Raw genomic sequence first — 25586 nt, 5'->3', positions numbered from 1 at the left:
GACGCTCGGAGGATGTGCTCGCGCGCACGTACAAGCACGGTGACGAGAGCGACCTTTCGATTCCGGTCTTCAAGCCGGCCTGTCGGTGCTGTCAGAGACTTTTTTCTTAGGCCGGATCGGTGATTTAAATTTCGTATGACAACATTTAAACCGAAGGTCGTCGCGGAGCAGTCAAGATTCGTTAGTTCACGCTGGATAAGCGTCGATGGCCAGACGGCACCGGAATCGGCCAGGCGGAACAAACCAGAAAACGGTCAAACAGGCAGAACATAATCTTTCGCGCAGTTTTATCGCTCGAATAGGCACTCTATTTTTGGGCCTGGTTTTTATAAGTACCCGGCCATTAACCGTTGGGCGATTTGAACAGAATTCCGGCACGCCGGACAACCCATTCAACCCTGGCAGCTAAATTTTTGAAGATTATTGCCGATATCAAGTGTTTGAAACTATGATGCTGTTCCGCGCGCAAAAACCGGCCCGGGGCAATTGTTAAATCGTCCGGAAATCGTTTTCAGCCGGGCTGATTTGACAATTTTTTGAGGAATCCGCAGCAGCCGGGGCATTGGTCTTACAAGCGGTAACCAGTCCGGGCAAATTTTCGCCGAGCGAAGATAGTATTGGTTTATCCGCCGCGCGGAGAGATTCTGAAAGTCCGGAATATGGGTCCGGACTTCGTTTTTCGAGCCGCTCAGTAATAAACGGTGATAGATTGCTGCCCATTATCATGCCGGTCGCGAGTTCGCGCCGGCGAAGCCCGCAGCTGGGCCGCTGTGATTGAGGAATCGAAAGTGTCGCTACATTTTACTGAGCAAATGTCGCCACTCGTGGACGCTCCGGACGAAGCAACGTGGTTCAACGCGATTACCACTATTGCAGGCGGCTGGGGTTTCGACCGGGTTCTGATTGCAATGCTGCCGCGGCCCGGCATGCGTCTGGAAGATGCATATGTGCGCAGCACCTATTCGCAAAGCTGGCGCCGCAGTTATGAAGAGCAGGGATACATGCACATCGATCCCGTCGTCAGCCACTGCCTCACCCGCGCAACGCCGCTGGTCTGGTCACCCGAACTCTTTGCCACACGGGATCAGCGGGCGCTTTACGAACTCGCCTGCTCGCACGGCCTGCGCTCCGGCGTGTCGTTGCCGATTCATGGACCCAATCAGGAAGCCGGCATGCTGTGCGTCGCCAACAACTTCCACGGGACCGACACGTTCTGGACCCACATCGACGGCGTGCTGCCCAATCTCGTCCTGCTGCGCGATCTGGTAATCGACACCAGCCGCCGGCACCTCAACTCGCATGCGAAAAGTGTCCTGCCGCAATTGACGCCACGTGAACGGGAATGCCTGAACTGGACCGCGCGCGGTAAATCCACCTGGGAAATCTCACATATTCTTAGTTGCTCGGAAGCTGCAGTGAACTTCCACGTAAAGAATATCAGGGCGAAATTCGGGGTGAACTCACGGCGCGCGGCGGCCGTGATTGCCGCTCAACTCGGTCTTATTGACCCGGGCTAAGCAGCGCAGCGGCGTCGCGGCTGTAAATCACGCGTTCAGCACGCCCTAAATCGCTGTCGGAAACCGTTTTCAGGAAGTAAAGCCCCAGCAGGATTGAAACCGGCGGCGGAATTTCCGCGCCCGATTCGAACCGGCTGCCGCGCGACTGCGTCACGCCAAAGCGCGCCCAGAAACGGCGCTGGCTTTCCTTTTTCATTTTCCTGTAAGCAATGATGAGATGCCGATCCACTGCGGTGGCCGGAGTCTCTTCTGCAACGTCAACGGCCCGGTTTTGAATGGTGACGGGTGCTTTCCAGTGATTTTCGAGTAATTCCATTTTTTGAGTCTCTCAGGTGGATTAACCATTATTCGTCTGAATTTTGATGGACCCTGAAAAAGGACACACCTATCCAGGTAGGTAGGTGCAAATCCGACCCAACATGCATACCGCTTTTCACGCGTTTTTTATGCCCTACGGACGAGCCGATAAACACAGGAAATCAGGAATTATTTCCGGATAACTGATTATGGTGTTTGAAAAACGGTAAAAATGTGACTTAATTGGCGCTGCGTCTGAACGTGATATTCGAGATCCGGCGGACCACAAAAGCCGCCACCAGCGCGGCAACGCCCGTGAGCACCACGCCGATATGGATGGACTGAACAAGCACATGGCGTGCCGCTTCCACTAACGCCGGACCCGCGAGACCCGCCCGCCCCAGCTCGCCGAGCAAGGTATCGCGCAGGCTCGGATCGATCAGGATCCGCGGGTCAGACAACTTTGGCAACCAGGTGGAGGCCACCGGTTCGCCGAGCACCTGCAACGCGTCCGCGACGCCCGTCTCGTAGCGGCGGTTGATGATCGTGGCGACGATGCTGGTACCCAGCATGCCGCCCACCATCCGACTCGACTGCAACAACGCCGTCGTGATGCCGAAGCGCTCGCGGCCCGCGATCTCCTGGCCGAAGACGTTCAGATTGTTGAGAATGAAGCCGAGTCCGATGCCGACCGCGCCCATCGCCAGCTCGAGATAAAGATGCGGTGTGGCCGGCGTCGCCAGTGCGATCCCGACCGAAGCGATCACCAGCAGCATGAAACCGATCGAGAGGATCAGCGTCGGCTTCGGCAAATGAATCACGATCCGCGTGTTGATCAGACTGCCGAGCGCGATGCAGGCGGCGATCGGCGTCGCAAGCAGTCCGGCCTCCTGCGGAGTCAGCCCAAAGCCGCCCTGCAGCAGCAACGGCGCGAAGAAAATCAGCGAAAACATCACGAAACCGGACAGCAGCGAGAGGGTAAACAGCGTCACGAGCTGGGTGTCCCTGAACAGGTCGAGCGGAATGATGGGGTGCGTCGCCCGGCGCTCGCAAACCAGCAGCGCGCCGGTGCCAAGCACGACGAACGCCGCCAGCAGCAGATTGGCCGTTGTCAGCCCCGACTTGGGCACCGCCTCGATAAACGTCTGCAGGCCGCCCAGCACGAGCGCCACCAGCACCGCCCCGCTCCAGTCGATACGCACCTCGCCGGTCACGGCACGCCGGTAATTCGGCAGATGCGCCCAGATGAAATACAGCGCAAGCGCACCGACCGGCAGATTGACGAGGAAGGTAGAACGCCAGCCGAACTGCTGGCTCAGCCAGCCGCCGAGCGACGGCCCCGCCGCCGTGCCGATGCCGTAAGCCGCCGCCATGATGACCTGCCAGCGCACCCGCGCACGGGCGTCGGGGAACAGATCGGGAATCGAGGCGAACGCGGTGCCGACCATCATCCCGCCGCCTACGCCTTGCAGGCCGCGCGCCACCACGAGGAACGGCATGGTGGGCGCCACGCCGCACAGAAGCGAGGCGACCGTGAAGACGATCACCGCTGCGATCACAAAGCGCTTGCGGCCGAAATAGTCGCCAAGGCGCCCGAACACCGGCACCGTCACCACGGACGCCAGCAGGTAGGCGCTCGCGATCCACGCGTAAAACTCGAAACCGCGCAACTCGGAGACGATCGACGGCAGCGCGGTGCTGACCACGGTCTGGTCAAGGGCGACCAGCATGTTGACGAGGGCGATGCCGAGCATTGCCAGCAGCGCGTCACGGAAAGGCAGGGGGCGGGGAAGATTCACTTCGGCACGACGCGGCGTAGCGCGTAAAGGAGCATGAGGGAGCCAGACACGAGGCCGGACCGTTCAAAAAAAACGGGCCGCGTTCGACGCGGCCCGCGGAGACTGGGATAACTCAGGAACCGAACATCCGCTCGAGCGCATTTTCGAGGTGCGCGCGCATCGCCCGGCCGGCCCCGGGGCCGTCCTTGCGGCGGATTGCTTCGAGCACCGCGAGATGCTCGGCCTGCACCAGCCGCTGCCGCTCGACCGTCTTCACCAGCGACAGGTTGCGCGACAGGTTCATGCTGAACACGATCTGCTCTTCGATAAAGGACATCACGGTAATGAAGAATGGATTCTTCGACGCCCGCGCAACCGCCAGGTGAAACGAGAAGTCGTCCTTCGCGCCGATCCCTTGGGTTTCGACGATGCGCTCCAGCTCGTCCCACGCGAACTGGATCGCGTCGATGTCGTCCACTTCGGCTTTTTCCGCGGCGAGTTCGGCGGCCCCGCCCTCTGTGACAATGCGAAATTCGTAGCAGCGACGGATATCGGAGAGCGTTTCGAGCGGCGCAAAGCGGCGCACGTCCGGATCGGGGCGACGCGCGACCGTAGTGCCGGAGCCGTGCCGCGTAACGATGATGCCGTCGGCACGCAGACGGGCCAGCGCCTCGCGCACCGTGGGCCGCGAGGTCTCGAAGCGCTCGGCCAGCGCGTGTTCGGTGGGCAGCCGCTCGCCTTCCTTGTACTCGCCTTCGAGTATGCGATTGAGGATGTCGCCGTAGATCTTGTCGGGCAGGCCCGTCGATTTGCGCTCGTTCATCATCGATGAAGGTTTCAGCTTGTCAGAATAGGCCACAATTGTAAGGCAAACAGGGTGGATTGCCTGCTCAAAGATTGGTTAGGTGGACTGCACGCCCGCCGCAAAGGCTCACCGGACGGCGTTCCGCCTATATGACCCTACCTGCGGAAATTTGCCAAGTGTTTGATTTACATCTCGACAAAAAAACACAATCCCGCACATGATCTAAGCTGAAACCGGCAATCAGGCGGCAACAGGCGCAGCCGGTCCCGAACCCTTTCCACGCGGAGTCCAACATGTACAAACGTATCCTCGTAGCGGTCGACGGCAGCAATACCTCGCGCCGCGCATTTGAATCTGCGCTGAACCTGGCGGGTTCCATGGGCGCGGTACTCCAGCCGTTCTATGTCGTCGAAAACACGCCAATGTATTTCGAGGCGCCCGGCTATGACCCGTCTATCCTGCGTAACCGGCTGATCGAACAGGGCAAGGAACTGGGCGCAGAATTCACCCAGGCGATGCGCGAAAAAGGCGTTTCAGGCGAGGTGGCGGTCGCCGAGGCCACGGCAGTCGACGATGTCGCCACCGTGGTGCTGAAGGCCGCCGCCGCGTTCAATGCCGATCTGCTCGTCATGGGCACGCACGGGCGCCGGGGCGTCCAGCGGCTGTTCCTCGGCAGCGTTGCCGAACGCTGCGTGCGTCAGGCTGCGCTACCCGTGCTGCTGGTGCCTTCGGCGGCAGGACAGGAGCACGACGCCGCATCGGCTTGACGCGTCATTTTGCCGCGAAACGGTGGATAACCACGGTGGGACAATGGATTAATTCCCTTACAAACGGTCGTACACCATGCTTACGCCCACCGCCGTAGTTCGGCCTCCAGCCGGTCGCCGCCGCCCCTCCACCAGCCTGCCGGTACCCCGCAGCATCGCGCGCTGCTCGAACTGCGCGATGCGGCCGCTCTGCATGCCGCAAGGGCTCTCCCCGGATGAACTGCCGAAGCTCGAAGCGCTCATCTGCAGCGCGCGCCCGGTCCAGCGCGGCGAGACGCTATACCGCTCCGGCGACGCGTTCGGCAATCTGTATGCGGTGCGCTCCGGCTCGCTGAAAACCACCCTGGCTTACCGCGACGGCCGCGAGCAGGTCACGGGCTTGCGCCTTGCCGGCGAGGCACTCGGCTTCGACGGCATCAGCGAAGACCGGCACGCCTGCAGCGCAACCGCGCTGGAAGACAGCACCGTCTGCATCATTCCGTACGTCAAGCTCAAGCGTCTGTGCCGCGACATCGGCTCCATGCAGGAGCGTCTGCACAAGCTGATGGGCGAGCAGATCGTCCGCGAGGCCGCGCAAATGATGGTGCTCGGCTCGCTGTCCGCCGACGAACGGGTTGCCGCGTTCCTGCTCGATGTATCGGAACGCAACGCAAAACGCGGATATTCGTCCGCGGAATTCAACCTGCGCATGACGCGCGAGGACATGGGCAGCTATCTCGGCACCACGCTGGAAACCGTGAGCCGCACCCTGTCAAGATTTCAAAAGCGCGGTCTGATCGACACGCAAGGCAAGTTCATCCGTATCGTCGATCTGGACGGACTGCGGCACGTGTAAGCCGTGAGGCGGCACACCGCGCGGCCCCGCGCGCCGCGCCTGTCCCCGGACGCTTCAGTTCCGCCACCATCCGCCTCCCCTGTGGCTCCGCCTTGGCACGTCTCCTGCGACTGCGGTACAGTCTTCAAACTGTCCCCCATCCAGGAGACCCGGCGACATGAATCGTGACCCCACCCCGCATCATCCGCTAGTCCAGCGCCTGATCGACGCGCGTCAGATCACAGACGCCCTCTTCTCCATCGTCAAACCCGAGTACCTGTACGAACGGCCGATCCGCGAGCGTCACCGGGTCGTGTTCTACATCGGCCATCTCGAGGCGTTCGACCGGAATCTGTTCGATCAGCGTCTGTGCACGTTGCCCGCTTTCAATGCTTCGCTCGACCAGTTGTTTGCCTTCGGCATCGACCCGGTCGACGGCGGCCTGCCGACCGACGTGCCCGACGACTGGCCGTCGCTGGAGGCCGTGCGCGGCTACGGCCAGCAGGCACGCGAACAGATCGACCGTGAACTGGCGGCCTTGAACATCGACGGCGACCCCGAGGCGGATGACGCCCAGGATGCCACGGCCGCGCAGTTGCTGAACGTGGCCATCGAGCACCGTCTGATGCATGCCGAGACGCTCGCCTACATGCTGCATCAGTTGCCGCTTGCGTGGAAGGTAGGCGCACCTGGCCGTGAAGACGGCCAGGCGGCGACGAGTTCCGAGCGTCGCACCTTCGGGCCGGAGGAAGCGGCCATGGTCCAGGTGCCGGCTGGTTCGACGCTGCTAGGCATGCCGCGCGACAGCGGCCGCTTCGGCTGGGACAACGAGTTCGGCGAACTGCGCGTCGACGTGCCCACCTTCGAGATTGACCGCTACATGGTGACGAACGGCGCCTTCCGCGAGTTCCTGCTTGCCGGTGGATACCACCAGCGGGCCTGGTGGAAAGACAAGGACTGGGTCTGGAAGGAAAGCGAGGGCATCAGCCACCCCGCCGGCTGGTCGCAACGCGACGGTGACGGCGAGTGGATGCTGCGCACCATGTTCGAAGAGATCCCCTTGCCGCTCGACTGGCCGGTCTACGTCAGCCACGCGGAAGCCAGTGCGTACGCCCGCTGGGCCGGCAAAGCATTGCCAACCGAAGCGCAGTGGCAGCGCGCCGCGCACGGCGCCCCGCACGCAGCGTCAGGCAACTTCGATTTTCGTAGCTGGGATCCGCAGGCCGTGGATGCGCATCCCGACAACATCAGCGCATTCGGCGTGGAAGGTCAGTTCGGCAACGGCTGGGAATGGACCTCGACGTTGTTCGATGCGTTGCCGGGGTTTGAACCGTTTCCGTTCTACCTGGGATACTCAGCGAATTTCTTCGATGGGCAGCATTACGTGTTGAAGGGTGGTTCACCACGCACCGCGCAATGCATGTTGAGACCCGCGTTTCGCAACTGGTTTCAAGCGCATTATCAGTATGTGTATGCGGGGTTTCGGTGTGTGCGCGCGTGACAAACAAAGCGTAAGTTGATCGTCAAAACAGCCTTATGCTTTATTGCAAATACTGGCCGACTTATGCTTTATTTTCCCCACCCAAAGCGAATATGGAGGCGAGCAGAAAACGTGCGGGGTGTCTCGGGACGAGTATGAGCTGCCCCCAACTAAAGCTTACCTCGTATTACCAGTTTCAGTATGCGACTGCTTTCCGTGCCGGGCCAGAACCCTGCCCCTGTCTCCGAGCGAGCAACGCACTCTGTAAGCCGGCCGCCCGTCGCCTCAACTTCTCTCTTGATCTCATGCAGCCTTTGCACGAGCCGTTGCCTACGCGCGCGACGCCTCTTGGCCCTTTCAATTTCGTCCTTTCTTCTTATGGTGGCTACTAGTTCCGGGAGTATTACTTCCATCCTCCTTGGAGCGACGCGCACCGATTGCGCGAGTTCATGTAACGACATTCCAGGCATCTCACCAGCCGCCTGTTGAAACGCTAGAGCGAGCTCAGCATCGCGGATCGTCCTGCGGCGCGCCCGGGGGATAGCATCGGACGGCTGGTAAGCCCGCTCGATTTTCCCGTCAAGCAGACGTACGAGATTCGCGCCAGTTGTCAAGCATATCGTCATCAGCAAATCGATGGGGACCCTTGATCGGCCGCCAAGCGTATACAAGTGACCCACATCCATTCTAAAAAATCGGGATGCCTCCATTACGCTGCCGAACTCATCAACGAGGTGGCACAAGACCGCCTCAGCAGCGACGCCACGATCAAACTCCTTGCCATCCGATATCGCCGCAATCAGATCGGCCATCTGCGAGGCGATTATAAGTTTGTTCCCGGTTGCCCGTCTTGCAGGGTGTTCGGAACAGCCATACGACACCGATCCACAGCATGGACATACACCAAATAGATTCGGTGCCTTTGCGGACCCGTACTGCATCGGGATGAGACACGAGCAAGACATTAAGTCGATCTCATGGAATGGACATGCGTCCACTATGGAAATGTCCCACAGCACCCGGCCCCACGCATCTGGAAATGGAGATTCCTCAACACACACAGGGCAATAACGCCCGGCGCCATCTATCCCTCCGATCATTAAAGCGAAGTTATTTCGAAATGGTAGTAGTGCGCATTTATGAAGACCGTCGCAGCCCGTCGCTAAAGTGAGCGATTCTGCCTCTTTGCCCGGACTGTTATATCGATTGCGCAATCCGCGACGACTCGGATAAATTTCGGAAAGGTACGATTTTAATTTCACATAAGGTACGCAGTGCTGGAACGCGAGGCGACGCATGAAGCTTCCGACGCTTTCGCAGTCCCACAAACCGAGACCAATAGGCTTCAACGGATAAAGGATGGTTCCCGTCGTTTGCACATCTACCTGATTTACCACGGTACGTACCTTTATCAACTACTGCAACTAACCATTACGTATCGAAGACTCGACAATTCAAGAAATCTAGCCTACGCGCGCTAGAAGCAGATCGGCGAGCACGCTGTTTGGAGTTGGTGATCGAAAAACCTCGGGCAATGTGAACGACTAACCTGTCATCTCCTCGTTGGTGCAATCGCTGCACTTCGGCATCGCCCTACTCGCGCTGTACTAATGCAGCGGCTGACGAGACTAGTCGTTCTGCGCATCCTGCTCACGCCTGAAAGGCTCTTCAAAGCGTGAGCCTCGACTTACACAAATGCCCGATTCGAGCCACACATTGCGTAGCGTAACGGATTTACCTGCGTTCTTCAGATTCTGGGCAACGGATTCAATCGATGCTTGTGCCTCAAGTATGCGCGCGGCCGTATTAATGCTTCTTGCCGAGCGCCAACGCGCTGTGAGCATCGCCGCCTCCTCCGGCAGACGTTTCGAAATGGTTGAACGGTCGCAACCTATATAAGCCGCAACAGCCGCCACGGAGGGATCTTGCAGGACAGCAAGCGCAGCATCTATCTTTTCGCTCAACTCATCAAGAGAAGTGATCCGAGTTCGGCGCGCGTGAGGCTTATAGCGAAAGTCCGCCCCTTCGGAGCATTGCGCCGGGCCTCGCAACACATCAACGACATTTATACCGCATGCCGCGCAGAGCGCGAGCAGAGGGGCGTACTTGATAAGCCTGACTCCGTGAATCCAATCGTATAGCCTGGCTTTGTTGAACCCGCATACTGCAGCTGCGCGAAATGGGAAGCCATCGCCTATCTGGGTCGCGAGCCCGCGGATACGCTCAGGCGCCAACGGTGCGTCAAAATTCTCGCCATCCGAGACCGCAGCAATGAGCATCGCTGACTGACGCGCCACCCACTGCTCTGCGAGCGACGCGCCTACGTGGGAAACCGCCCGGCAAGCGTAGGCGATCGAGCCACACTCGGTACAGACCCCTGGCATGTGAACTCTATGCCACCTCGGACGGCGTTGGGGTGTCTCCCGTCCGCATTCAGAATCGACCAGTCGCACCGCGTGAACCGGACAGCAACTGACTGCCTTCAGATCCCAAAGAAGCGGACGGTGCAGTTGGGCAAACTCTGCGGCTCCGTAGCACAGCGGACAGTGGCGAAGACGGAGAGAGGACATGCCCGCCAAATCTATGACGCCATCAAGAGAAGCTAGCGAAAGCCGACCGACCGCCTGAATTCCGGTCGCTCCGACGAGGGCGTCCCGGAGTGCCAGCGTGCGTTGCTTCGCAAAGACATCCACAGCGCGGTCTTTCATCCACGTCGAGAAATGACGCCAGATTTTGAAATCGTTTGCGGAATACCGCGCCAGTCCCATGTTGACCAGATCATCGACGCTAACGCAATGCGCCAAAGCCAACCTGCAAAGGTAACTCACCAGACCTTCGCAATCTCCCGTCCCTATCCCCATTGGCAGAAGCCCATAAAACAACGGAACAGGTTCTCGCGCCAGCGGTAGACCGGAACGCAAGTCTTCGGACATGGCGGACTGCATCGTATCTGCGTTCACTTCACCTTCCCGCCACGAGCTTTTCCATCTCCGCAACGCGATCCAGATCAATGGTTGACTCATCGAAATTTTCTCTTATCAACATGGCTTCACCGGCCTCGACTGCTTTCCGGATCTTTTCGATAGAGTGCTTCTTCTTGAGCGCAACGGGTATGAAGCCTTCCTTCCACCTTCCCGAGTTCTCTATCTGGCAAATCAGACATCGCGTCAAAAATTCCTTCAGCAATCCGACGATACCTAACGTCGCCGTCAACAAGTCGCTTGCTACCAGTTCAAATCGCGGCACCAGCTCCAGTGGCCAGCGTTCCATCAGTTTTCTTATAATATTTTTGTACTCATCCACATCGCTTTTGTTCCGAACTTTATCCGGTCGATCATTCCTGTACCGGCCGAGATAAACCATTTCGCCTCGCCGCACCACCTGGTCATAGTTTGTCACCATGCCGAACAGATCATAAGGCCCGATCAACAGAATCTGGGTTGAAACGGCGTCCGACAGGTCTTTCACCGAGTCCAAGGCTTTATCGTGATCACCATATCGCAGGATATGGAGAATTTCGTCAACGACGAGTAGCCGTGTGTCACGGTTTTTCAGCATCTGGCATACCGCATTTTGCAAAGCCGGGAGATCAGCCCGACTACTCGAGCCGATCAGACGATTGTCCCGCACGCCCCATGAGCGCTTCGCGTCAATCATCGGTTCCTGACCTGCCTCCAGGATTTTTCTGAAAAAACCACCCCAGGATACTTTTGCGGCTCCAAAAGCGGGCGCTCTCACATAAATATATGGCCGATGACCGGCTTCAGTCGAGTTCATCCGGGAACCAACTGTCTCGGCCAGCGCTGTCTTGCCCCCTCCGGTTGGCCCGAAAAGTGTAATTATTCCTGTATCGGTGCACGGCCCCAACAGATCCGTTAGCTTAGCTTCCGCACCGTCACGAAGAAGATGCTTTACTCTCAGCGAATAAAAGTAGCGAACTTTCTGCGCATCGGGAAGCGCGAGGACCTGCTCACGAGTCAGCCTGCTATACATCAGCCTCTCTTCGTACGTAATCCTGTGTATTGTCTTAGAGAAGTCCAGCTTCATCTGGCTCGCTCCATGCGGAAGAGGTCGGATCAGACAGCGCGGCAAGTTCGGCAGCCGCTTCTCCACCAGCTCGCGCGATCGCCGCATCGGGCGCCATGTCCACCTCCGAGGAATCGGGCCCAGAGGCTGAACTGCAAGCTGGTTCCTGACGAGGTACCATGCCAAGATCAATGGCTCTTGCAGTTCCCATTCCAAGCGCCTTATAAAGCTCCAATTCGCTCTTCTGTTTCTTTGCAGTGGTCTCGTCAAAACTTATAGGCGTTCTTACCTGCCCAAGACGCACGGCCCGCGATGTCGTATGGCGGTCACGTTCTGCAGCAAGGCGGTTGAAATTTCGCTCCATCCGCTTGGCGTACTCCACTTCGTAGCGCGTTCGACCCCAGTAGGGCTCGAGGTCACGCGCGAGGGCCGTCACCCAGCAATGACCAACATAGACATAGATGACGTTCGCCAGCCACGGCTCGTATCGGACCGGACACGGCTTCCCGCCGACCTTTGCAAATTCCGCATGCCAATAAAACATGCCGCTCTCCCACACACCCCGTTGCGCGTGAACCTTGTGTTCGCTGCGTGGTGGCGAAGGCGCCGTGAGCAGAAGCAGATTCTCGTCAAATTCGACCCGTATATGGTCCCGCCGGCCTGTCTGTTCGAGCCTGGCCTGCTCGTAGTCACACTGCGTCATACCCAGCCCCGGATGAACGTGCCGACGGTATCTGAAGTCGAAAAGAAAGGATTCCATCGCGCGGTAAAGCTGAGGGAACGTCCAGACAGCGCGGCGCGTAGGATCGACTGACTTGGTTACGGTGCGAGCCTCCTTCAACTGGATCGAACAGCCTTCCAGACCGGATAGCAGTTCTTCCTCGGTCAGACCGAATAGCCGCTCAACGTCTTTGCCGCCACGCGGTCGACCGCCTGCCCGATATCGCACATCAATGTTATGGATCTTGCAGAACTGTTCAACCGCGTGCGAGCGCATGTCGGCGCCACCGTCAAAGACCACAATCCGCGGCAGGCGCCTCCACCGACGCACATAGTCCCGGAGTGTCATGAGCACCGACAGCGCGGATGGTGGACGATATGAGAGATAAAATGCGCGTGCACAGGTTACGTTACCGTCCACTGCCGCAGAGAGCCAGAGCTTTCCCCAGTCCTGTCCCTCAGGACCCTTCGTGAAGAGATTAGGCTCGGTGTGGTCGATGTAGCAGACTTCGTGGGGCGCTACGCCATCCACCGGCTCGCGCGCGTCCAGGATCAGAGGAATCTGCCCGTCCCGGTAGGCAACACGTTTGCCGAACCGGGCATTCGGGTCCTCGTATGCCTTGACCCGTTGGCACAATGTTGGATAAGACATGGGCACGACACCCTGTTTAATGCATTCCTCGCAGTAGGTGTCGTAAGTCTTCTTTGCATTGCCGGCCGATGCCGCGTTATGAACGGTCTCAATCGTCGTCTTCGCAAGCAACTCGACCAGTGGTGGAAGCCGGGGTAACCGGTTACCTTTTTCTGCGTGATGCGGTGCGAGCTCGAGCAGGACATCCTGTACGAAGGTGCAGTCGCGTATTGCCTGCCTGGACCTGCCCAGAGTCGCATCGGAATACTGGTCTGCCCCGTCGTCCAAGATTACTGCCTTATATTTCTTTATTCCATCCTTGAGCTCCGTCCTGCTTAAGGAAGCGATGGCGCGCCGTTTCTCGCTGTTAAGCAAAGCAACGCGCTCTTCATCGGTTGCGCGCTCGGCCAGCAATTGCCTTGCTGTCTCGGTGGGGAGGCTCATTCTCCCTCCCGCGCCTGAAGTAAGAAGCACCTCCGCGTCCGGTCCTGTCGAACCCAAGATAACAGTCCACGCCTCTCCTCCATATTGCAGTCGGGTGCCGATTGGGCACGCTGCAAGGCCGGGAAGGGGCAACGGCTCGCACATGAAGTCGCCCCGGCGAATGAGCCGATCGGCCTCGGCAAGGTCAGCATCGCGGTGCATCAGCAGATCGGCGGGATTACCAATACTGTCGGTATTCAGATCAACGAACAGCACACCCTGGACGATCGCCGACAGCAGAACATCCGCTTGGAATCCCTCACGCTTCATCATGTCATCGTAACTGACCGGACCGTTCTGTACGCATTGCCTTAGCCGCTCTGCCGTATCCGAGGAGAGAACCGGTGTCCTTGGATCGTAAAAATCCCGCAGATATCGAATATTCTCGAGAAACCGTCGTGGAATCTCTCGGTTCGTCCGCAGTTGATGCGCAATTCCAAGCGACCCGCAATATTGCTCGCATGCGCGGTCATGCCAGCGATCGCATTCATCACGCCAGAAGCGGCCCACCTTTTTCCATCGATCGTCTTCTTTCTTTTGCATCTGGAATAGGACCGTCTCCTCTTTCCAGTCCTCGAAGCGGGGCGCACCGTCCCCAAGTATCAGAAAATCGAACCAGTGCTGCGACTTGTTTGCGACGCTCCCATCTTCCCGTTGAGTAATTGCAGTGAATGAATGCACATTTGCATAGTATTCCTGAATTTTTTCGTCAAATTCATACCACATGGCCGCACTGGCGTGTAGCGTCCGGCTCTGTACGGTGACGCCCTGCTGCATTTTTGCGGAACGAATCGTCACGACCGTTCGTGTACCCTGATGATTGAACGGATTGAAGTCTGACTGATTGCGCCGGATCTTCTCCACCAGTTCGCGCGTGGTAGCCGGCATCGGATGGCTTGCGAGATACTCAGCTAGTTCCAGTTGACCGAACATTCTGGCACCTGTAATCCATGCATCATGATTGCAACACACTTCTGATTGACGGCGGCGGGATACGGTGGATCCTGACCAACGCTTTTGCGTTCGCCATCAGTTACACACCTGACACGTCCTGAAATAGCAGCTCATGCGCCATATTCCAACGATCGGAAGCCGGAGCACCCCAATCGCGCGCCCACTGTCAGGGACAAGCATAGCTTGCCTGCCCGGGAATCGAGGCATGACCTGCGGTGTGGGCACGTGGTGGGCGGCTGTTTCCAGGCCGTGCACGGCTGGCTGGATAACACGGGCACGTAAGAGCTTTTTCGGCACAAAATCGGGTTTTTATGGGAAAGCCGAAATGTCGATATATGTCCTACAACGGTTTTCAGAGCAGTCTGACGGAATACTGTTTGTATCGGAAACATCGTCTGTGGTATTTTGTTTCAATTGCTGATACGCGCAACCGCCATGTTCGATTGCGAATATCCGTCTTTCCCCATACCGGTTGCCGTTGTTATTTAGTTAACGGCACAAATAAATACACCGCAAAAAAATGGACGTTGGCGCGTCATGCCGGGACGGTGAGCGCAATAATGCCACTCTGTTTCGCGTGATAATTAAAGTTATCATTTCTCCAGCGCTCTATCCCGGACATTTATCCCAATCAGTACGTCCTGTATGTATTGGAATAACCGCGAATCACATTAAAATCCGTTTTCGGGCCATAATCAGTTTTATGAGCCGCGCTCCGTCCAATTCCCCCGAAGCCGTTCGTGCGACCGTAATCGCTTTGCTGGCCGAAGCTGGTCAACCCGCGCCTGCGTCAACGGAAGAGTTCCGCCGTCACGTCTCGGTCCGACGAGTCAGGGCGAGGCTCGGGGGCGGTGACACCACAGCGTTAGGGCGGACGATAAACGAGATTGAAGTTGAACTCGTCGCAGCGGGCCGGGCGCACCTGCGCGTGCCGGACATTCCGCCACACGTCTCTGACCTGATGCGAGGGTTATGGACTGCGGCACTGGATGCGCAGACCCACGAGATACTTAAAATCCAGCAGGCGGCGGCCGAATCCGTGGAGAACGCCGAGACCGAGCGCGACAATGCCCGCGCGAGGGTGGATCTGCTGAAGGTGGAACTGGATGATCTGCGTCAGGATCTTTCCACCCGTGACGAAACGGTTGGCGAACTGCGTGCCCGACTCGCGGAAACCGAGACGCAGCTGGAAGCAGCAAATCGCAATGCACGGACTATGGCGGATCGGCTCGATGAGATGAAGTCCCAGCGCGATGAGGCACACCGCGCTTACCAGGAGCGCGTTGATGCACTCCGACTGCAATTTGACGGCCTCGGCAGGCAACTCAGGCTTGAGACCGACACGCTGCGGCAGGGGATGGTGTCTGAAAAGGCAGCCCTCGAAGGAGGGTTGACGAGAGCATCGCAAGTGATTGAAAGCCAGAAGCAAATCATTGAGGAACTCCAGGCCGACCGGCAAAAACTCAGGAGCGAACTCGCGGGCCAGCGCGATGCGGATTCCCCGGTCCGGTAGTCAGGCCGCCCGTTCACTGTTTGAAAGGTTGCATCATGATGCCTTCCGCGTGGATCGACGCGATGGTCGCACCGCCGCGGCGACTGCCAGACCGAATCGACGACGCGATCGAGTATGTGTCCGCGGCGCTGGGTGTCCCTGTCTATGAACGATGGACACCGGCAACGCTGGCACGTCGTTATCCGTCGATGACCGCCGCGAAGAGTGCCCAGCCGGCAGTGTTCAATCTGCTGCTCGATTCGCTCGAAGCCGTGCAGTTCTGGCACGCTGGCACCATCGTGGTGATGACAAGCGAGCAGGCGCCCACCTCGGGACAGGTGCTGGAACAGCTGTTACGCACCCTCACCGTCCGGTTTCGCCTGACGCACCCGGATGCAACGAAACGTTCAGCAGACAATCACCCGATCCCGAAGGGCGACGGCCATGCAGTTGCTATAACCGGTTCCTCCCATGATGAAAGGTGGTTGGCGAGAACGGGCAGGTTCTTCAACGCGGACCCCAGCACAAATACCCTGAGCTCGACGAACGACGCGACGGCACTCCGTGCATTCCTCGTTGACCGTACCGGCCGGTCTTTGCATACCCGGCGCGCGTACGTGACAGAGCTGAAACGGCTGATCGCGTGGTGCCAGTGTGCCGATCTCGGACCGTTATCAGGTCTCACCCGCGAACACTTGATCGCATTCCGTGATACGCTGCCTCATATTTCAGCTCACGCTACCGCCCACCCGCTTGGAGCAGCAAGCTGCGCGCGCGCCATGGCGGTCGTTAAAAGTCTTTACCAGTACTGGGCGAAAACGGGCTATATAACGGTGAACCCCGCACTGGAACTCGGGAGTACCAAGGGCGAACGACCCACGTTCGAGCCGAAGCGCTTTCTGCCAGACAGTGCCACTGAAGCGTGCGATGCATGGATTAGCGCGTGGCTTAGCGCCCCGCCGGCCAACGCAAAACGGAACCGCCAGGCAACCATCCTTGGCCTCTACCGTTATACAGGTGTCAGACTGGCCGAGCTTGCGTGGGAAGACGGCTATCCACTGCTTCATACAGACCGGACAGGATGGACACTCGAGGTGAAGGGGAAAGGTCAACGCGTGAGACGCATTCCCCTTCCTGCTCAATGTGTCAGCTGCATCATGCGTTACCGCGAGTCGCGGGGACTACCGCCCGCTCCGTCTCCGATCGAAGACATGCCTCTCATCCACACCACACGAGGACACGGGCTGGGACGAAGCGGACTATATCGCGAGGTGAAGCTGGCTTTCGAGGAGATCGCAGGCCAGCTTCCAGCCAACGACATCGCCGGACGGTTCGCCCTCATGGCCGCGTCAACCCACTGGCTGCGACACTCGTACGTGCATCACCTTGTTGTGAGCCATCAGGTGCCACTGCCCGTGGCGCAAGCGCTCGCCGGTCACTCATCCGTGCAAACCACGGCAGCATATGCCCTTACCGATCAGTCGCAGCTGCGTAAATTTGTGTCGGAAAGCTTCGGCGACGTGCCAGCGTCGTGATCCTCCCGTGGCGCGACCAGCAAGTGGGGCACTTTCACTGTGCAAGTATTCTTCGCGACACCTCTACTCGGCCCGCACGCTGTGCGCCCCACCTCATGTGACAGTCGGCCATCCAGAATCGATGCAGCGTGCACCGACTGCCGCGGAGTTATCCGCAATTGAACGAGGCGCTGGCGCGTGTTTCCTACGTAAGCGCGCAGCAAACCCGCCTTGACGGATTGCGCTAATTGACTATCACAGGCGGACGCCAGCGATGCGGCAGCAATGCCGAGATGTCGCTGGCCTTGTGGGTCGGCAGCCGCGTGAGGATGTCCTTCAGATAGGCGTGCGGGTCGTGGCCGTTGAGTTGGGCCGAGCGTATCAGGCTCATGATGGCGGCAGCACGTTGGCCTGCTCGTAGCGAGCCGGCGAACAACCAGTTGGCCCTTCCGATAGCCCATGGGCGGATCTGGTTTTCGACCCAATTGTTGTCTAGGCGTCGAGAAGGCGATAAAGATCGTTCAGAGTCCTGACTACTTCGATGCGCAGGCACGTCGACTTCTGTTACCCCTTCTCACGGAGGACGACAAATGGCAGCTTTTGGGAATCGACTTCGGTGTGGCAGCGTGAGCGCACGACTGTGAATTTCTGATGTGCTTCGCCTTTCAAGCAGCGAATGCCGAACTGTCAGCCGCTAGTCCCTACGTTGAAATTGGCTTCTCCTTGCCTGAGAGTTCCGCTGCCGAGTCAGAGTTCATTCCGACAATCGAAACGGTGTTCGGCACGGATTGCCCGCGTTCAATGAGGGTCACGCGCTCACAGGAACCATAAGTGCTTCCGCGCCGAGATAGACGCCCAACGTCAAAGCGTCGTAGCGATTGAAAAATGTCTCGAAGAAAAACCGGTGCGAATCTCCATTGTCATCCGTCAAGATGAGCTCTCGTTCGCCAAGCAGGCCGCCCTTCTGTCGTCCGCAATAGCTGCTCACTGCGTTGAACAGCTCCACTTCAGTGATTCTGGAAAATCTTGCGTGAAAAGCGTGCGACTGAATCAGATGGCGGCATGGACTTGCTGGATCAAAATTGATCGGGCGACGATCCACATGCGGGTGGCAGGTCATGAGGCCCACTACGGGAGTTTCCTGTCCGACGCTCTCGACGAAGCGATAGAGGGTCGTTGAAAGCGTATTCCCATACGTATTTTTGAGATCGATTATTGATTGAAGACACGCCGGCGAGGAGCGGGCTTCGTTCACAAACCGGTCCCGAAGGAAAAGTAGCCGACCGGCCGCGAAATTAGCCTCGGTTTCAATCTGTTCGGCGCAGTCTCTCGAGACCGTGTTCTCGTTATCGCCATGCATCATGTCCTGATGCCAGGGAATGAGACTGTGGCCAATTTCGTGAGCTTCATTCCATCGGTGCTTGAGCAGTGGTACCGCACTGTCTAGCATGATCCGCTTACGATCAGGCAGGTAAAGTGCTTTCAGAGAAAATTTCTTCACTGCATCGAGAATCAGCGCGGGCCGGCGGTATACCTGCACGGCCGCGACGCGGATTCGGCTGATGGCTTCCCGAGCCAGACCAGGATCGTCCGAGGTGTAGAAAGCCAGATCTAACTTGAGGAGCTCACGAACATCTTCAAGCCGCAACGGAGGCTCAGGGTTGCCGAGGCCCCGGAGCACCCGTTCAACTCGACTGTCGATGTCATTTGAAGTCCTGGCAGAAAGAATCAGATTCCTGGCCATAGTTGCCTCATGCAGTTATGTTTACTTCTGCTCGCTGAGTACCGCGACGAACGCCTCCAGGGCGGAGCGCTCGGTTTCATTCAGGTCAGTGACCTTCTCGGATCGAGCCGCGAACCGTATTGCTTCATTGGCAAGATGGCTATCGCGCTGTTGCGATAGACCGGCCAACTGCATCAACTTCGAACTGGGAATCGCGAAATAGCTTGCCAACTGGAAGACAGTGCGCGGCTCCGGTCTGTAGTGTGAATCTTCCTCAATTTCTACGAGTTCGGTGACGTCGATGTCGGCAGCTTCCGCGAGTTTCTCGAGCGTCTGCTGTCGTCCCCTTCTCATGAGTCTGACAAATCTGCCAAAAGCTATCCTGGGATCGGCGGATTCCTCCATCGCATACTCCGGACGCTGTGTGGATGGGTCTGCGGCAAACAGGCCAGCACCGATCTCGACGTCTGTTCCATTCTCGTGCTCAAGCCTCGCCATTTTCAGGCACCACTCTTTCGTTACTTCAAATTTCATGACTAGACTCCTTTGGCGATGAACGCCTCCGCCTGTTCAGGCGTCATCTCAAAATAGCGGAGGTTCTCCTTGGCGGAATCAATTCCCAGGTCCGACATACCGCATACGTTTGCGTACCAAGCGTTGGCCTGCGGCAGCGAGTGAAGTCCAATTCGTCCGCCAAATCCTTCACTACGGCTAAGCTCGATAGCCGCGCGGACTAGTAGCGTTCCCACGCCTTTCAGACGTGGATGTTCAGCGGAGAGGCCAGGGCGATTCCATGGCGCCGTTTCGAGGTACTGGATATAAACGAGCGGCTTGCCCTTCTGATGCGGCAACCGGCAGGATTCCAGGGTTTCGACAATCATCAGGCCCTGGGTCATCCCCTGGCACACGATGCTGAAAGATGGAGCCGCAAGCAGGCCTTTGAAGGCCTCAGCTTTTCTGCGCCAGTCCCAATGCCGGTTCTGTGGCCAGAATCGCCTGTCGACACCCTTCTCCTTTAGCTGCTGAAGCGCTCTCGCGAGCGCGGGCATCCAGGCATCTTCCCAGTCGCTAACGTTGGAATCGGAAATGCCCTCGATCAGGCTTGCCTCAACGGCCGCGTCCGAAGCGACATCAACTAGGTATACCGGGAATTGGCTCATAGCATCACAACTTCTGCCTTTTCCTTGGTTTTCTCATCCTCGAAAAAAAACTTGTCGCCTCGCTCAGCCCGTACTTCGACAGCCTGATAAAGCCGCAGCGCCTGCCGAAGGACCGCCGTTTTGCTCAGATCCTTCTTTTCGCAAAGCTCCTCGAGCGCACTCATCTCAGCATCGGTGAGATTTAGGGTCATAGTCTTTTTTGATGTGGCCATGTCTTTCTCCTTACTGTTTCCACAATTTTAGGTCCAAAAAATAGCCATGTCAAAGCTATTGACTAGCTAAAATTTAGCTATATAATCAGTATCAAGCTACCGGGTGGCCGGTTGCTCGAATCAGGGAGAACAGAATGAACATAACGATTGAAGATCTGCAGGATGCGCTGGCGGCAGGCCGCACGATCCGCGACCATGGCCCTTATCATGTGCGGATCGGGATGCAAGGATTCGACTTCAAGAAGGTCGTTCTTGCTGAGCCGGTCGTGACCGGCAACGCAATCCTCGAAGCGGCCGAGGCATTTCCCGTCGAGCAGCACCTCCTCTTCAGGATTACGCGAAGTGGCGTGACGGAAGAGATCCGCCCTGATTCGGCGTTGGATTTGCGCCTGGACGCTGTGGACAGGTTTGTCGTGTTTCGGAGTGATCGCACCTTCCGGTTCCTGCTGGATGAGCGTGCATTCGACTGGGGCGCATCGCAGATTTCAGGCGCCACCCTCAAGCACCTCGCAGGCGTTGACATGTCAGATCACGATGCGTGGCAACTGGGTACGGACGGGACTGAAGCGTTGATTGAGGACGACTGTTTTGCCGACCTTGCAGCACCCGGTGTTGAGCGCTTCATCACCCGACACACCGGGCTGACCATCGTCGTGAATGGCAAGCGCAAGGAGGTATTCCGACGTCGCCTGTCGTACTGGGAGGTCGTGAGGCTCGCGTTTCCCGACGCGGTGAAGAGCGAGAACATCATCTATACGATCAACTATGCTCGCGGTCCGCACGCGAATCCCGAGGGCTCGATGGTCGATGGGCAGCACGTGAAGATCAAAGAAAATATGGTGTTCTATGTCACTCCGACTGATCGCTCTTAATCAGGACCTGCGTCGCCTGCGCGACGAAGGATATGAACTGGAAATCAGATCAGGCTACCTGCTTGTTCATTCCATACCGTACGTAAATTCGAGGCGTGAAGTGTGCCTTGGGGTTCTCGTGTCGGAAATGAATATGGCGTCTCCTGACGTTCTCGATCGCCCCAACACGCATCAAATCTATTTCGTTGGGGAGCATCCGTGCAACCCTGACGGATCTGAACTTGTCCAGATCAAGAACGGAACGAAAACCTACCAGTTGGCCGACAACCTTGTCGCGAACCACTACTTCTCGAACAAGCCGAAATCCGGCGCGTACGAGAATTACTACGAGAAGGTAACGACCTACGCCAACGTCATTTCAAACCAGGCGAGAGCCCTTGACCCGACTGTGGACGCGCGGACATGGAAAACGGTCGACTCCGCTGAGGATGAGTCCGTTTTTCTTTACGAAGACACCGCATCGAGTCGTGCCGGCATCCAAGCGATCGCCGCACGCCTGAAGCACCAGCGCATCGCGATAGTCGGGCTCGGTGGGACCGGTGCGTATGTACTTGACCTGGTGGCGAAAACGCACGCCAAGGAAATCCACCTTTACGATGGAGATCCGTATCGGCAACACAATGCGTTCAGATCGCCTGGCGCTGCATCGCGCGAAATGCTCAATCGCCGGCTCAGTAAGGTTGCGTACTGGGTTGAAGTGTATTCGGCCATGCGAAAAGGTGTCGTGCCTCACGAGGTCATGATCAGCGAGACCAACGTCGCGGAGCTGTCGGGCTATGACTTCGTCTTCATCTGCGTAGACAAAGGTGAGGTTCGGCAACTTATCGTTCGGGAACTCGAACGGCAAACTGTGCGGTTTATTGATGTCGGAATGGGGATTAACCTCACAGAAGACGGAAGCCAGCTCTGGGGTACCTGCCGCATCACCACCAGCACGCCCGCGACCCGTGCGCTTGCGTCCGCCCGAATCCCCAAGGTGGACCGCGATGACGAAATATATGGCTCGAACATACAGATCACCGACCTGAACTGTCTGAACGCAACCCTGGCCGTCATGAAATGGAAGCGTCTTAGCCAGTTCTACGTTGATGACCGCAACGAGTACGACTCAACCTACAACGTTAATCTGAACCAGTTGACAAACGAGGAGCCCGAATCGTGAAGGTTAGCGGGTTCAAACCAATGTTTGTCGAGTACATCCCCGATCGGCTCGACGAGGGTGTTCTCTATCTGTCGATGGAGTTCGCCACTGCCTCTCATGCGTGCGCCTGCGGATGTGGCCGTGAGGTAGTCACACCGCTGTCGCCGGTTGGATGGCAAATGCGCTACGACGGAGAGAACGTCAGCCTTGAGCCATCCATCGGCAACTGGAGCTATCCCTGTAGATCCCATTACTGGATCAAGGGCGGGCATGTCCGCTGGGATAGCGAGATGCCGCAATGGGCCATAGATGAAGGCCGGGAGCGCGACCGGCAAGCAACAAGAAGATATTACGCGGAACGATCGAATCCGGCAGCGCCCGCAGCACAGGTCGAGCAGGCTCCGCAGTTGCATGACGTAACCCAGGAAGCAGACGTCCCCGTCTCGCGTACCTGGTGGGAAAGATTGATTTCTGTTTTCCGGTAAGGGGGACAACAACATGATCGAGCGGCACAGGCGCTAAGCCTCAAGTTCGCGCGGGGCGGTACTACGAACTGCCCTGTCATCTCGAAGACCTTGGCCATTGAATCGCTGGTTTCCAGTCGGGGATTACTGACCAAACCAGCGGACGTTGCGCATCATGTGCGATGGCGATCGCAGCTTGTGATGCATGATCCGGTAGCGGCGGCTGTCGCAGCGATCGGACGCTTGGCTCAAATTGTCGTCGTGTAGACCAGCTCTGCCCAGATTCTCAAGACCGTATTGGTCCCAGTTCAACGAGGAAATAAACATGAAGCTTGCCGAGTACATCGAACATCTCCAAAGCCTACAGAAGCAGTATGCGGGACTAGACATCGAAGTCGCCCAGCGACATCCGACAGTGAGTACGAATGCCGGACTCTATGTCGTACCAGCGAAAGCTCCTCGTGTTTGGCCCGTGAGAACGGAGGACTCTCATTCTCAACTAGTGCCGTTAGGCGCACAACCGCTCGACCCGGCCGCAAAACCGAAAGGCCCCGGTCCACACGGCGTCATCCTTGTGTTCGACGTTCAATGAGTGACGGCTGGTCCCGTATAGGCTCACACGTATCCGATGAGCAGCGGTTGCCAGCATCCAGCAATACATTTGGAGTTCCATAGTGGCGTTGCATACCGTACGTGTTCGGCTACCCGGCGTATCGGTAACGACGGACATGGAGAAGCGTTGATGACCCAAGTGCTACTGCCAATTGACCGACCAGATGCGTGGCCGGCTCGGCTGATATCCCTTCTGGACAGTCTCCACGAATTACTTCTGGACTCGCAGATCGCCCCAACGAAAGTGAATCCGCCAGACCATGACCGAGCGATTCTCGCCGTCGGTGATGCCCTTCGTCCGTATTCGATCACCGGCTGGCACTGCACCCGCCTCACAGATATAGAGATCGCGCAGATCGTCGGATCTGGGATGCAACTGCCCGACGATACGATGCTGCGCCGTCGCATCAATGCGCTGGTCAAATCGGGCCGACTTCCGGGCGACATTGGTGACCGCCTCGCAAGGACCAATCAGGCTGATGAGAGCAATCGCGCAGGACGGCTGTGGTTCTGCTTTTCCCGCCGCATCGCGCTGGCGAACATGGCATTGGACGCTTTTTCCGTCATTCGGGCGGTGAAGCGCTCTATAACTCCCATGAGGACGACCCAGTGACGTCTCAGATCCTCTGCGCGATCGGAACACCGTGTGTGATCGAGGCCGACGTACCTGTTACCTCACTCGCCCCCGGTACCGGCCTTGCCACGAAGCTCGTACGCACGTATTTGATTAGTCGCGGCTACGGGACGCATGAACCGGTGAAACATGTAGACAGAAGCGTGCAGCCCATTGTAGCTGACTGCATCAGGCAGGTGATCCGTTATCCCGAAACTGACTTCATGGAACTCACCGGATGCGCAACCTGGCGACGTCCGCCTTTAGATGGACAATAAACGCTGTTTCGGAGTGAATTCCGCCTCTGTCCGTGCGGACAGCACGGTATGAATAGGTAATTGCCAAAGTTCAGTCCAACCCCTCCGCCGCGCTCGCCGCTTCGAGGTCCGGCCTGAGAATGTTCCAGTGCAAAGTTAGATCGCCGCGTTCGGCGTTGAATTCACCCAGCCCCATGCTGTCGACAGCGAGGTTGATCAGGTGGATCGCAGCGGCGTTGGCACATAAAAGCGTCGACGCCATGTCGGACGTATCGGGCCCGAAGAAGTACGCGTCTGGCTCGCCGTCGATACCTTCCCTCATGTGGCGAACAAATGCACCCAGCGTCGCGTGTGCCCCGTTCCCGGATGTGAACCTGTACGAAAGTTCGTAGAGCAGCGTGAGATCTGACTCATGAGCAAGCGTCGCAAGCTTCAGTGATCGCGGCCTGTCATACTGCGCTTCAATCTCAGCTTTCCTTCTCCTGAAAATTTCCAGCCGTTCGTCCCCAGCGTCATTTCCGTTGAGTTCGAGAACCCGGTTACATACACCGAGATCGTGCGCTGCATCGTCCTCGCGGAGGCGTTCGAGCGTGCCCTCCACCTTTGCCAATCCGGCCGTTACGATGACGGATTCTGTGCACAAGCGTGCCAGCGCACGAGCCTCTGGCAGCGCTCCGCGACTAGCCATCAGGATGCCCCCCTGGAACGCTCCCAACGCCCGTACGAACCCGGCAATGGCCCACTTTACTTCCTCGCGGAGCTCGTTCAGATCAAAAGCCTTCCGCATTCGCATTCCCATCTCGTTCGCGCGCCCCGCGAACTCGAAGGGCCCGGCGAACAGTTCACGCGCAGCCGTCTGCCAGCCCTCAAGATCGTCAGACAGGAACCCGACTTCATCAAAACTCGCCATGGTGGCTTTCTCCAGTCACCGCACACAATGCCGGGGCCAGCTAGAACTACGCAGCAGCCTGATCCCGCTCGATGGATGTACTGCTTCGCTGAGGCTTGCGCAAGACTAGAGGCACGTGATGGCCTGTAGGGTGGACGGCTTTTCCGGCCAGTCCAGCCGCCGCCAAGCCGAACTGGCTCGTATGGGAGAGTATCGCGGTTTTTCGCGTACGCGAAAAATGCCCCGGGCTTGTCGCGATTTTTGTAGCAACGTTGTAGCTACACGCCACCTTTTGAGATACAATCAACCTACGCGAGATTCCACCAAAGGCCCGCGCGGGATCTCGCTGTTTATCGTCATTTTCA

22 protein-coding genes and 2 pseudogenes are annotated in these 25586 nt (G+C 57.8%); 10 read left to right on the top strand and 14 right to left on the bottom strand.

The window, feature by feature from the left end:
• Nucleotides 1-812 precede the first annotated feature (812 nt).
• The gene (locus P3T24_RS19740) at nt 813-1517 is read left to right on the top strand and encodes a helix-turn-helix transcriptional regulator (protein WP_074267634.1); all 705 of its coding nucleotides are present in this window, start codon (nt 813-815) and stop codon (nt 1515-1517) included.
• Here P3T24_RS19740 and P3T24_RS19735 read toward each other — a convergent pair.
• The 3 genes from P3T24_RS19735 to P3T24_RS19725 all read right to left on the bottom strand — a co-directional run bounded on the left by P3T24_RS19735 (nt 1501) and on the right by P3T24_RS19725 (nt 4415).
• A complete protein-coding gene (locus P3T24_RS19735; protein WP_074267633.1) occupies nt 1501-1833 on the bottom strand; it encodes a hypothetical protein in 333 nt (110 codons plus the stop codon). The genes P3T24_RS19740 and P3T24_RS19735 overlap by 17 nt on opposite strands.
• A gap of 220 nt (nt 1834-2053) precedes the next feature.
• Nucleotides 2054-3568: an MFS transporter gene (locus P3T24_RS19730; protein WP_429288135.1), complete on the bottom strand. Its 1515-nt coding sequence runs from the start codon at nt 3566-3568 to the stop codon at nt 2054-2056.
• Between the two features lie 157 nt (nt 3569-3725).
• Nucleotides 3726-4415, bottom strand: a complete 690-nt coding sequence (locus P3T24_RS19725) for a FadR/GntR family transcriptional regulator (RefSeq protein ID WP_074269329.1) — start codon at nt 4413-4415, stop codon at nt 3726-3728.
• Nucleotides 4416-4690: 275 nt separating this feature from the next.
• Here P3T24_RS19725 and P3T24_RS19720 point away from each other — a divergent pair, with 275 nt between their 5' ends.
• The 3 genes from P3T24_RS19720 to P3T24_RS19710 all read left to right on the top strand — a co-directional run bounded on the left by P3T24_RS19720 (nt 4691) and on the right by P3T24_RS19710 (nt 7479).
• On the top strand, nt 4691-5164 hold the full coding sequence (locus P3T24_RS19720) for a universal stress protein (protein ID WP_074267631.1): 474 nt from the start codon (nt 4691-4693) through the stop codon (nt 5162-5164).
• Between the two features lie 76 nt (nt 5165-5240).
• On the top strand, nt 5241-5999 hold the full coding sequence (gene fnr / locus P3T24_RS19715; protein WP_429437007.1) for a fumarate/nitrate reduction transcriptional regulator Fnr: 759 nt from the start codon (nt 5241-5243) through the stop codon (nt 5997-5999).
• Nucleotides 6000-6156: 157 nt separating this feature from the next.
• On the top strand, nt 6157-7479 hold the full coding sequence (locus P3T24_RS19710; protein ID WP_429437004.1) for an SUMF1/EgtB/PvdO family nonheme iron enzyme: 1323 nt from the start codon (nt 6157-6159) through the stop codon (nt 7477-7479).
• A gap of 149 nt (nt 7480-7628) precedes the next feature.
• On the opposite strand, the gene P3T24_RS19705 is transcribed toward P3T24_RS19710, so the two are convergent.
• From P3T24_RS19705 to P3T24_RS19685, 5 genes and pseudogenes are all read right to left on the bottom strand, one after another.
• Complete coding sequence (locus P3T24_RS19705; protein ID WP_253190076.1) at nt 7629-8270, bottom strand: hypothetical protein; 642 nt, start codon at nt 8268-8270, stop codon at nt 7629-7631.
• 165 nt (nt 8271-8435) lie between these two features.
• Nucleotides 8436-8837, bottom strand: a pseudogene (locus P3T24_RS19700) (TniQ family protein); the annotation flags it as partial.
• Nucleotides 8838-9086: 249 nt separating this feature from the next.
• Nucleotides 9087-10391, bottom strand: coding sequence for a TniQ family protein (locus P3T24_RS19695; RefSeq protein ID WP_429437000.1), 1305 nt, complete (start codon nt 10389-10391; stop codon nt 9087-9089).
• 28 nt (nt 10392-10419) lie between these two features.
• On the bottom strand, nt 10420-11505 hold the full coding sequence (locus tag P3T24_RS19690; RefSeq protein WP_074267626.1) for an ATP-binding protein: 1086 nt from the start codon (nt 11503-11505) through the stop codon (nt 10420-10422).
• Nucleotides 11486-14251 (bottom strand): integrase catalytic domain-containing protein, encoded by a 2766-nt coding sequence (locus P3T24_RS19685; RefSeq protein ID WP_074267625.1) that lies wholly within the window; start codon nt 14249-14251, stop codon nt 11486-11488. Before P3T24_RS19685 ends, P3T24_RS19690 begins: the two co-directional genes overlap by 20 nt.
• Before the next feature lie 541 nt (nt 14252-14792).
• Between P3T24_RS19685 and P3T24_RS19680 the strand changes: the two genes are divergently transcribed.
• Together P3T24_RS19680 and P3T24_RS19675 are read left to right on the top strand one after the other, a co-directional pair.
• Complete coding sequence (locus P3T24_RS19680) at nt 14793-15785, top strand: DNA-binding protein (RefSeq protein ID WP_429436997.1); 993 nt, start codon at nt 14793-14795, stop codon at nt 15783-15785.
• Nucleotides 15786-15973: 188 nt separating this feature from the next.
• Nucleotides 15974-17299, top strand: coding sequence for a tyrosine-type recombinase/integrase (locus tag P3T24_RS19675; protein WP_429436995.1), 1326 nt, complete (start codon nt 15974-15976; stop codon nt 17297-17299).
• A 223-nt stretch (nt 17300-17522) separates the two neighbouring features.
• Here P3T24_RS19675 and P3T24_RS19670 read toward each other — a convergent pair.
• The 5 genes and pseudogenes from P3T24_RS19670 to P3T24_RS19650 all read right to left on the bottom strand — a co-directional run.
• Nucleotides 17523-17774 (bottom strand): annotated as a pseudogene (locus tag P3T24_RS19670) (transposase domain-containing protein); the annotation flags it as partial.
• A 312-nt stretch (nt 17775-18086) separates the two neighbouring features.
• Nucleotides 18087-19022 carry an ImmA/IrrE family metallo-endopeptidase gene (locus P3T24_RS19665; protein ID WP_074267622.1) on the bottom strand — a complete coding sequence of 312 codons (936 nt, stop codon included), beginning with the start codon at nt 19020-19022 and terminating at the stop codon, nt 18087-18089.
• 21 nt (nt 19023-19043) lie between these two features.
• Nucleotides 19044-19535 (bottom strand): helix-turn-helix domain-containing protein, encoded by a 492-nt coding sequence (locus P3T24_RS19660; protein ID WP_074267621.1) that lies wholly within the window; start codon nt 19533-19535, stop codon nt 19044-19046.
• 2 nt (nt 19536-19537) lie between these two features.
• Nucleotides 19538-20161 (bottom strand): GNAT family N-acetyltransferase, encoded by a 624-nt coding sequence (locus tag P3T24_RS19655; RefSeq protein WP_074296331.1) that lies wholly within the window; start codon nt 20159-20161, stop codon nt 19538-19540.
• Nucleotides 20158-20373, bottom strand: a complete 216-nt coding sequence (locus P3T24_RS19650; RefSeq protein WP_074267619.1) for a ribbon-helix-helix protein, CopG family — start codon at nt 20371-20373, stop codon at nt 20158-20160. The genes P3T24_RS19655 and P3T24_RS19650 overlap by 4 nt, the downstream gene beginning before the upstream one ends.
• A 134-nt stretch (nt 20374-20507) precedes the next feature.
• Here P3T24_RS19650 and P3T24_RS19645 point away from each other — a divergent pair, with 134 nt between their 5' ends.
• The 4 genes from P3T24_RS19645 to P3T24_RS19630 all read left to right on the top strand — a co-directional run bounded on the left by P3T24_RS19645 (nt 20508) and on the right by P3T24_RS19630 (nt 24075).
• Complete coding sequence (locus P3T24_RS19645; RefSeq protein WP_074267618.1) at nt 20508-21245, top strand: multiubiquitin domain-containing protein; 738 nt, start codon at nt 20508-20510, stop codon at nt 21243-21245.
• Nucleotides 21220-22407, top strand: coding sequence for a ThiF family adenylyltransferase (locus P3T24_RS19640; RefSeq protein WP_074267617.1), 1188 nt, complete (start codon nt 21220-21222; stop codon nt 22405-22407). Before P3T24_RS19645 ends, P3T24_RS19640 begins: the two co-directional genes overlap by 26 nt.
• Nucleotides 22404-22871, top strand: a complete 468-nt coding sequence (locus P3T24_RS19635; protein ID WP_074267616.1) for a DUF6527 family protein — start codon at nt 22404-22406, stop codon at nt 22869-22871. The genes P3T24_RS19640 and P3T24_RS19635 overlap by 4 nt, the downstream gene beginning before the upstream one ends.
• A gap of 721 nt (nt 22872-23592) precedes the next feature.
• Entirely contained in the window at nt 23593-24075 is a 483-nt protein-coding gene (locus tag P3T24_RS19630; RefSeq protein ID WP_429436992.1) for a hypothetical protein, read from the top strand.
• Nucleotides 24076-24423: 348 nt separating this feature from the next.
• Here P3T24_RS19630 and P3T24_RS19625 read toward each other — a convergent pair whose 3' ends face one another.
• A complete protein-coding gene (locus P3T24_RS19625; RefSeq protein WP_074267613.1) occupies nt 24424-25242 on the bottom strand; it encodes a DUF5677 domain-containing protein in 819 nt (272 codons plus the stop codon).
• Nucleotides 25243-25586: the final 344 nt, after the last annotated feature.

Source organism: Paraburkholderia sp. GAS33, from assembly GCF_050436645.1.
Taxonomy (GTDB): Bacteria; Pseudomonadota; Gammaproteobacteria; order Burkholderiales; family Burkholderiaceae; genus Paraburkholderia; species Paraburkholderia phenazinium_B.
The sequence above is the reverse complement of the archived record's forward strand: the minus strand, read 5'-3'. Positions and strand labels throughout refer to the sequence as shown.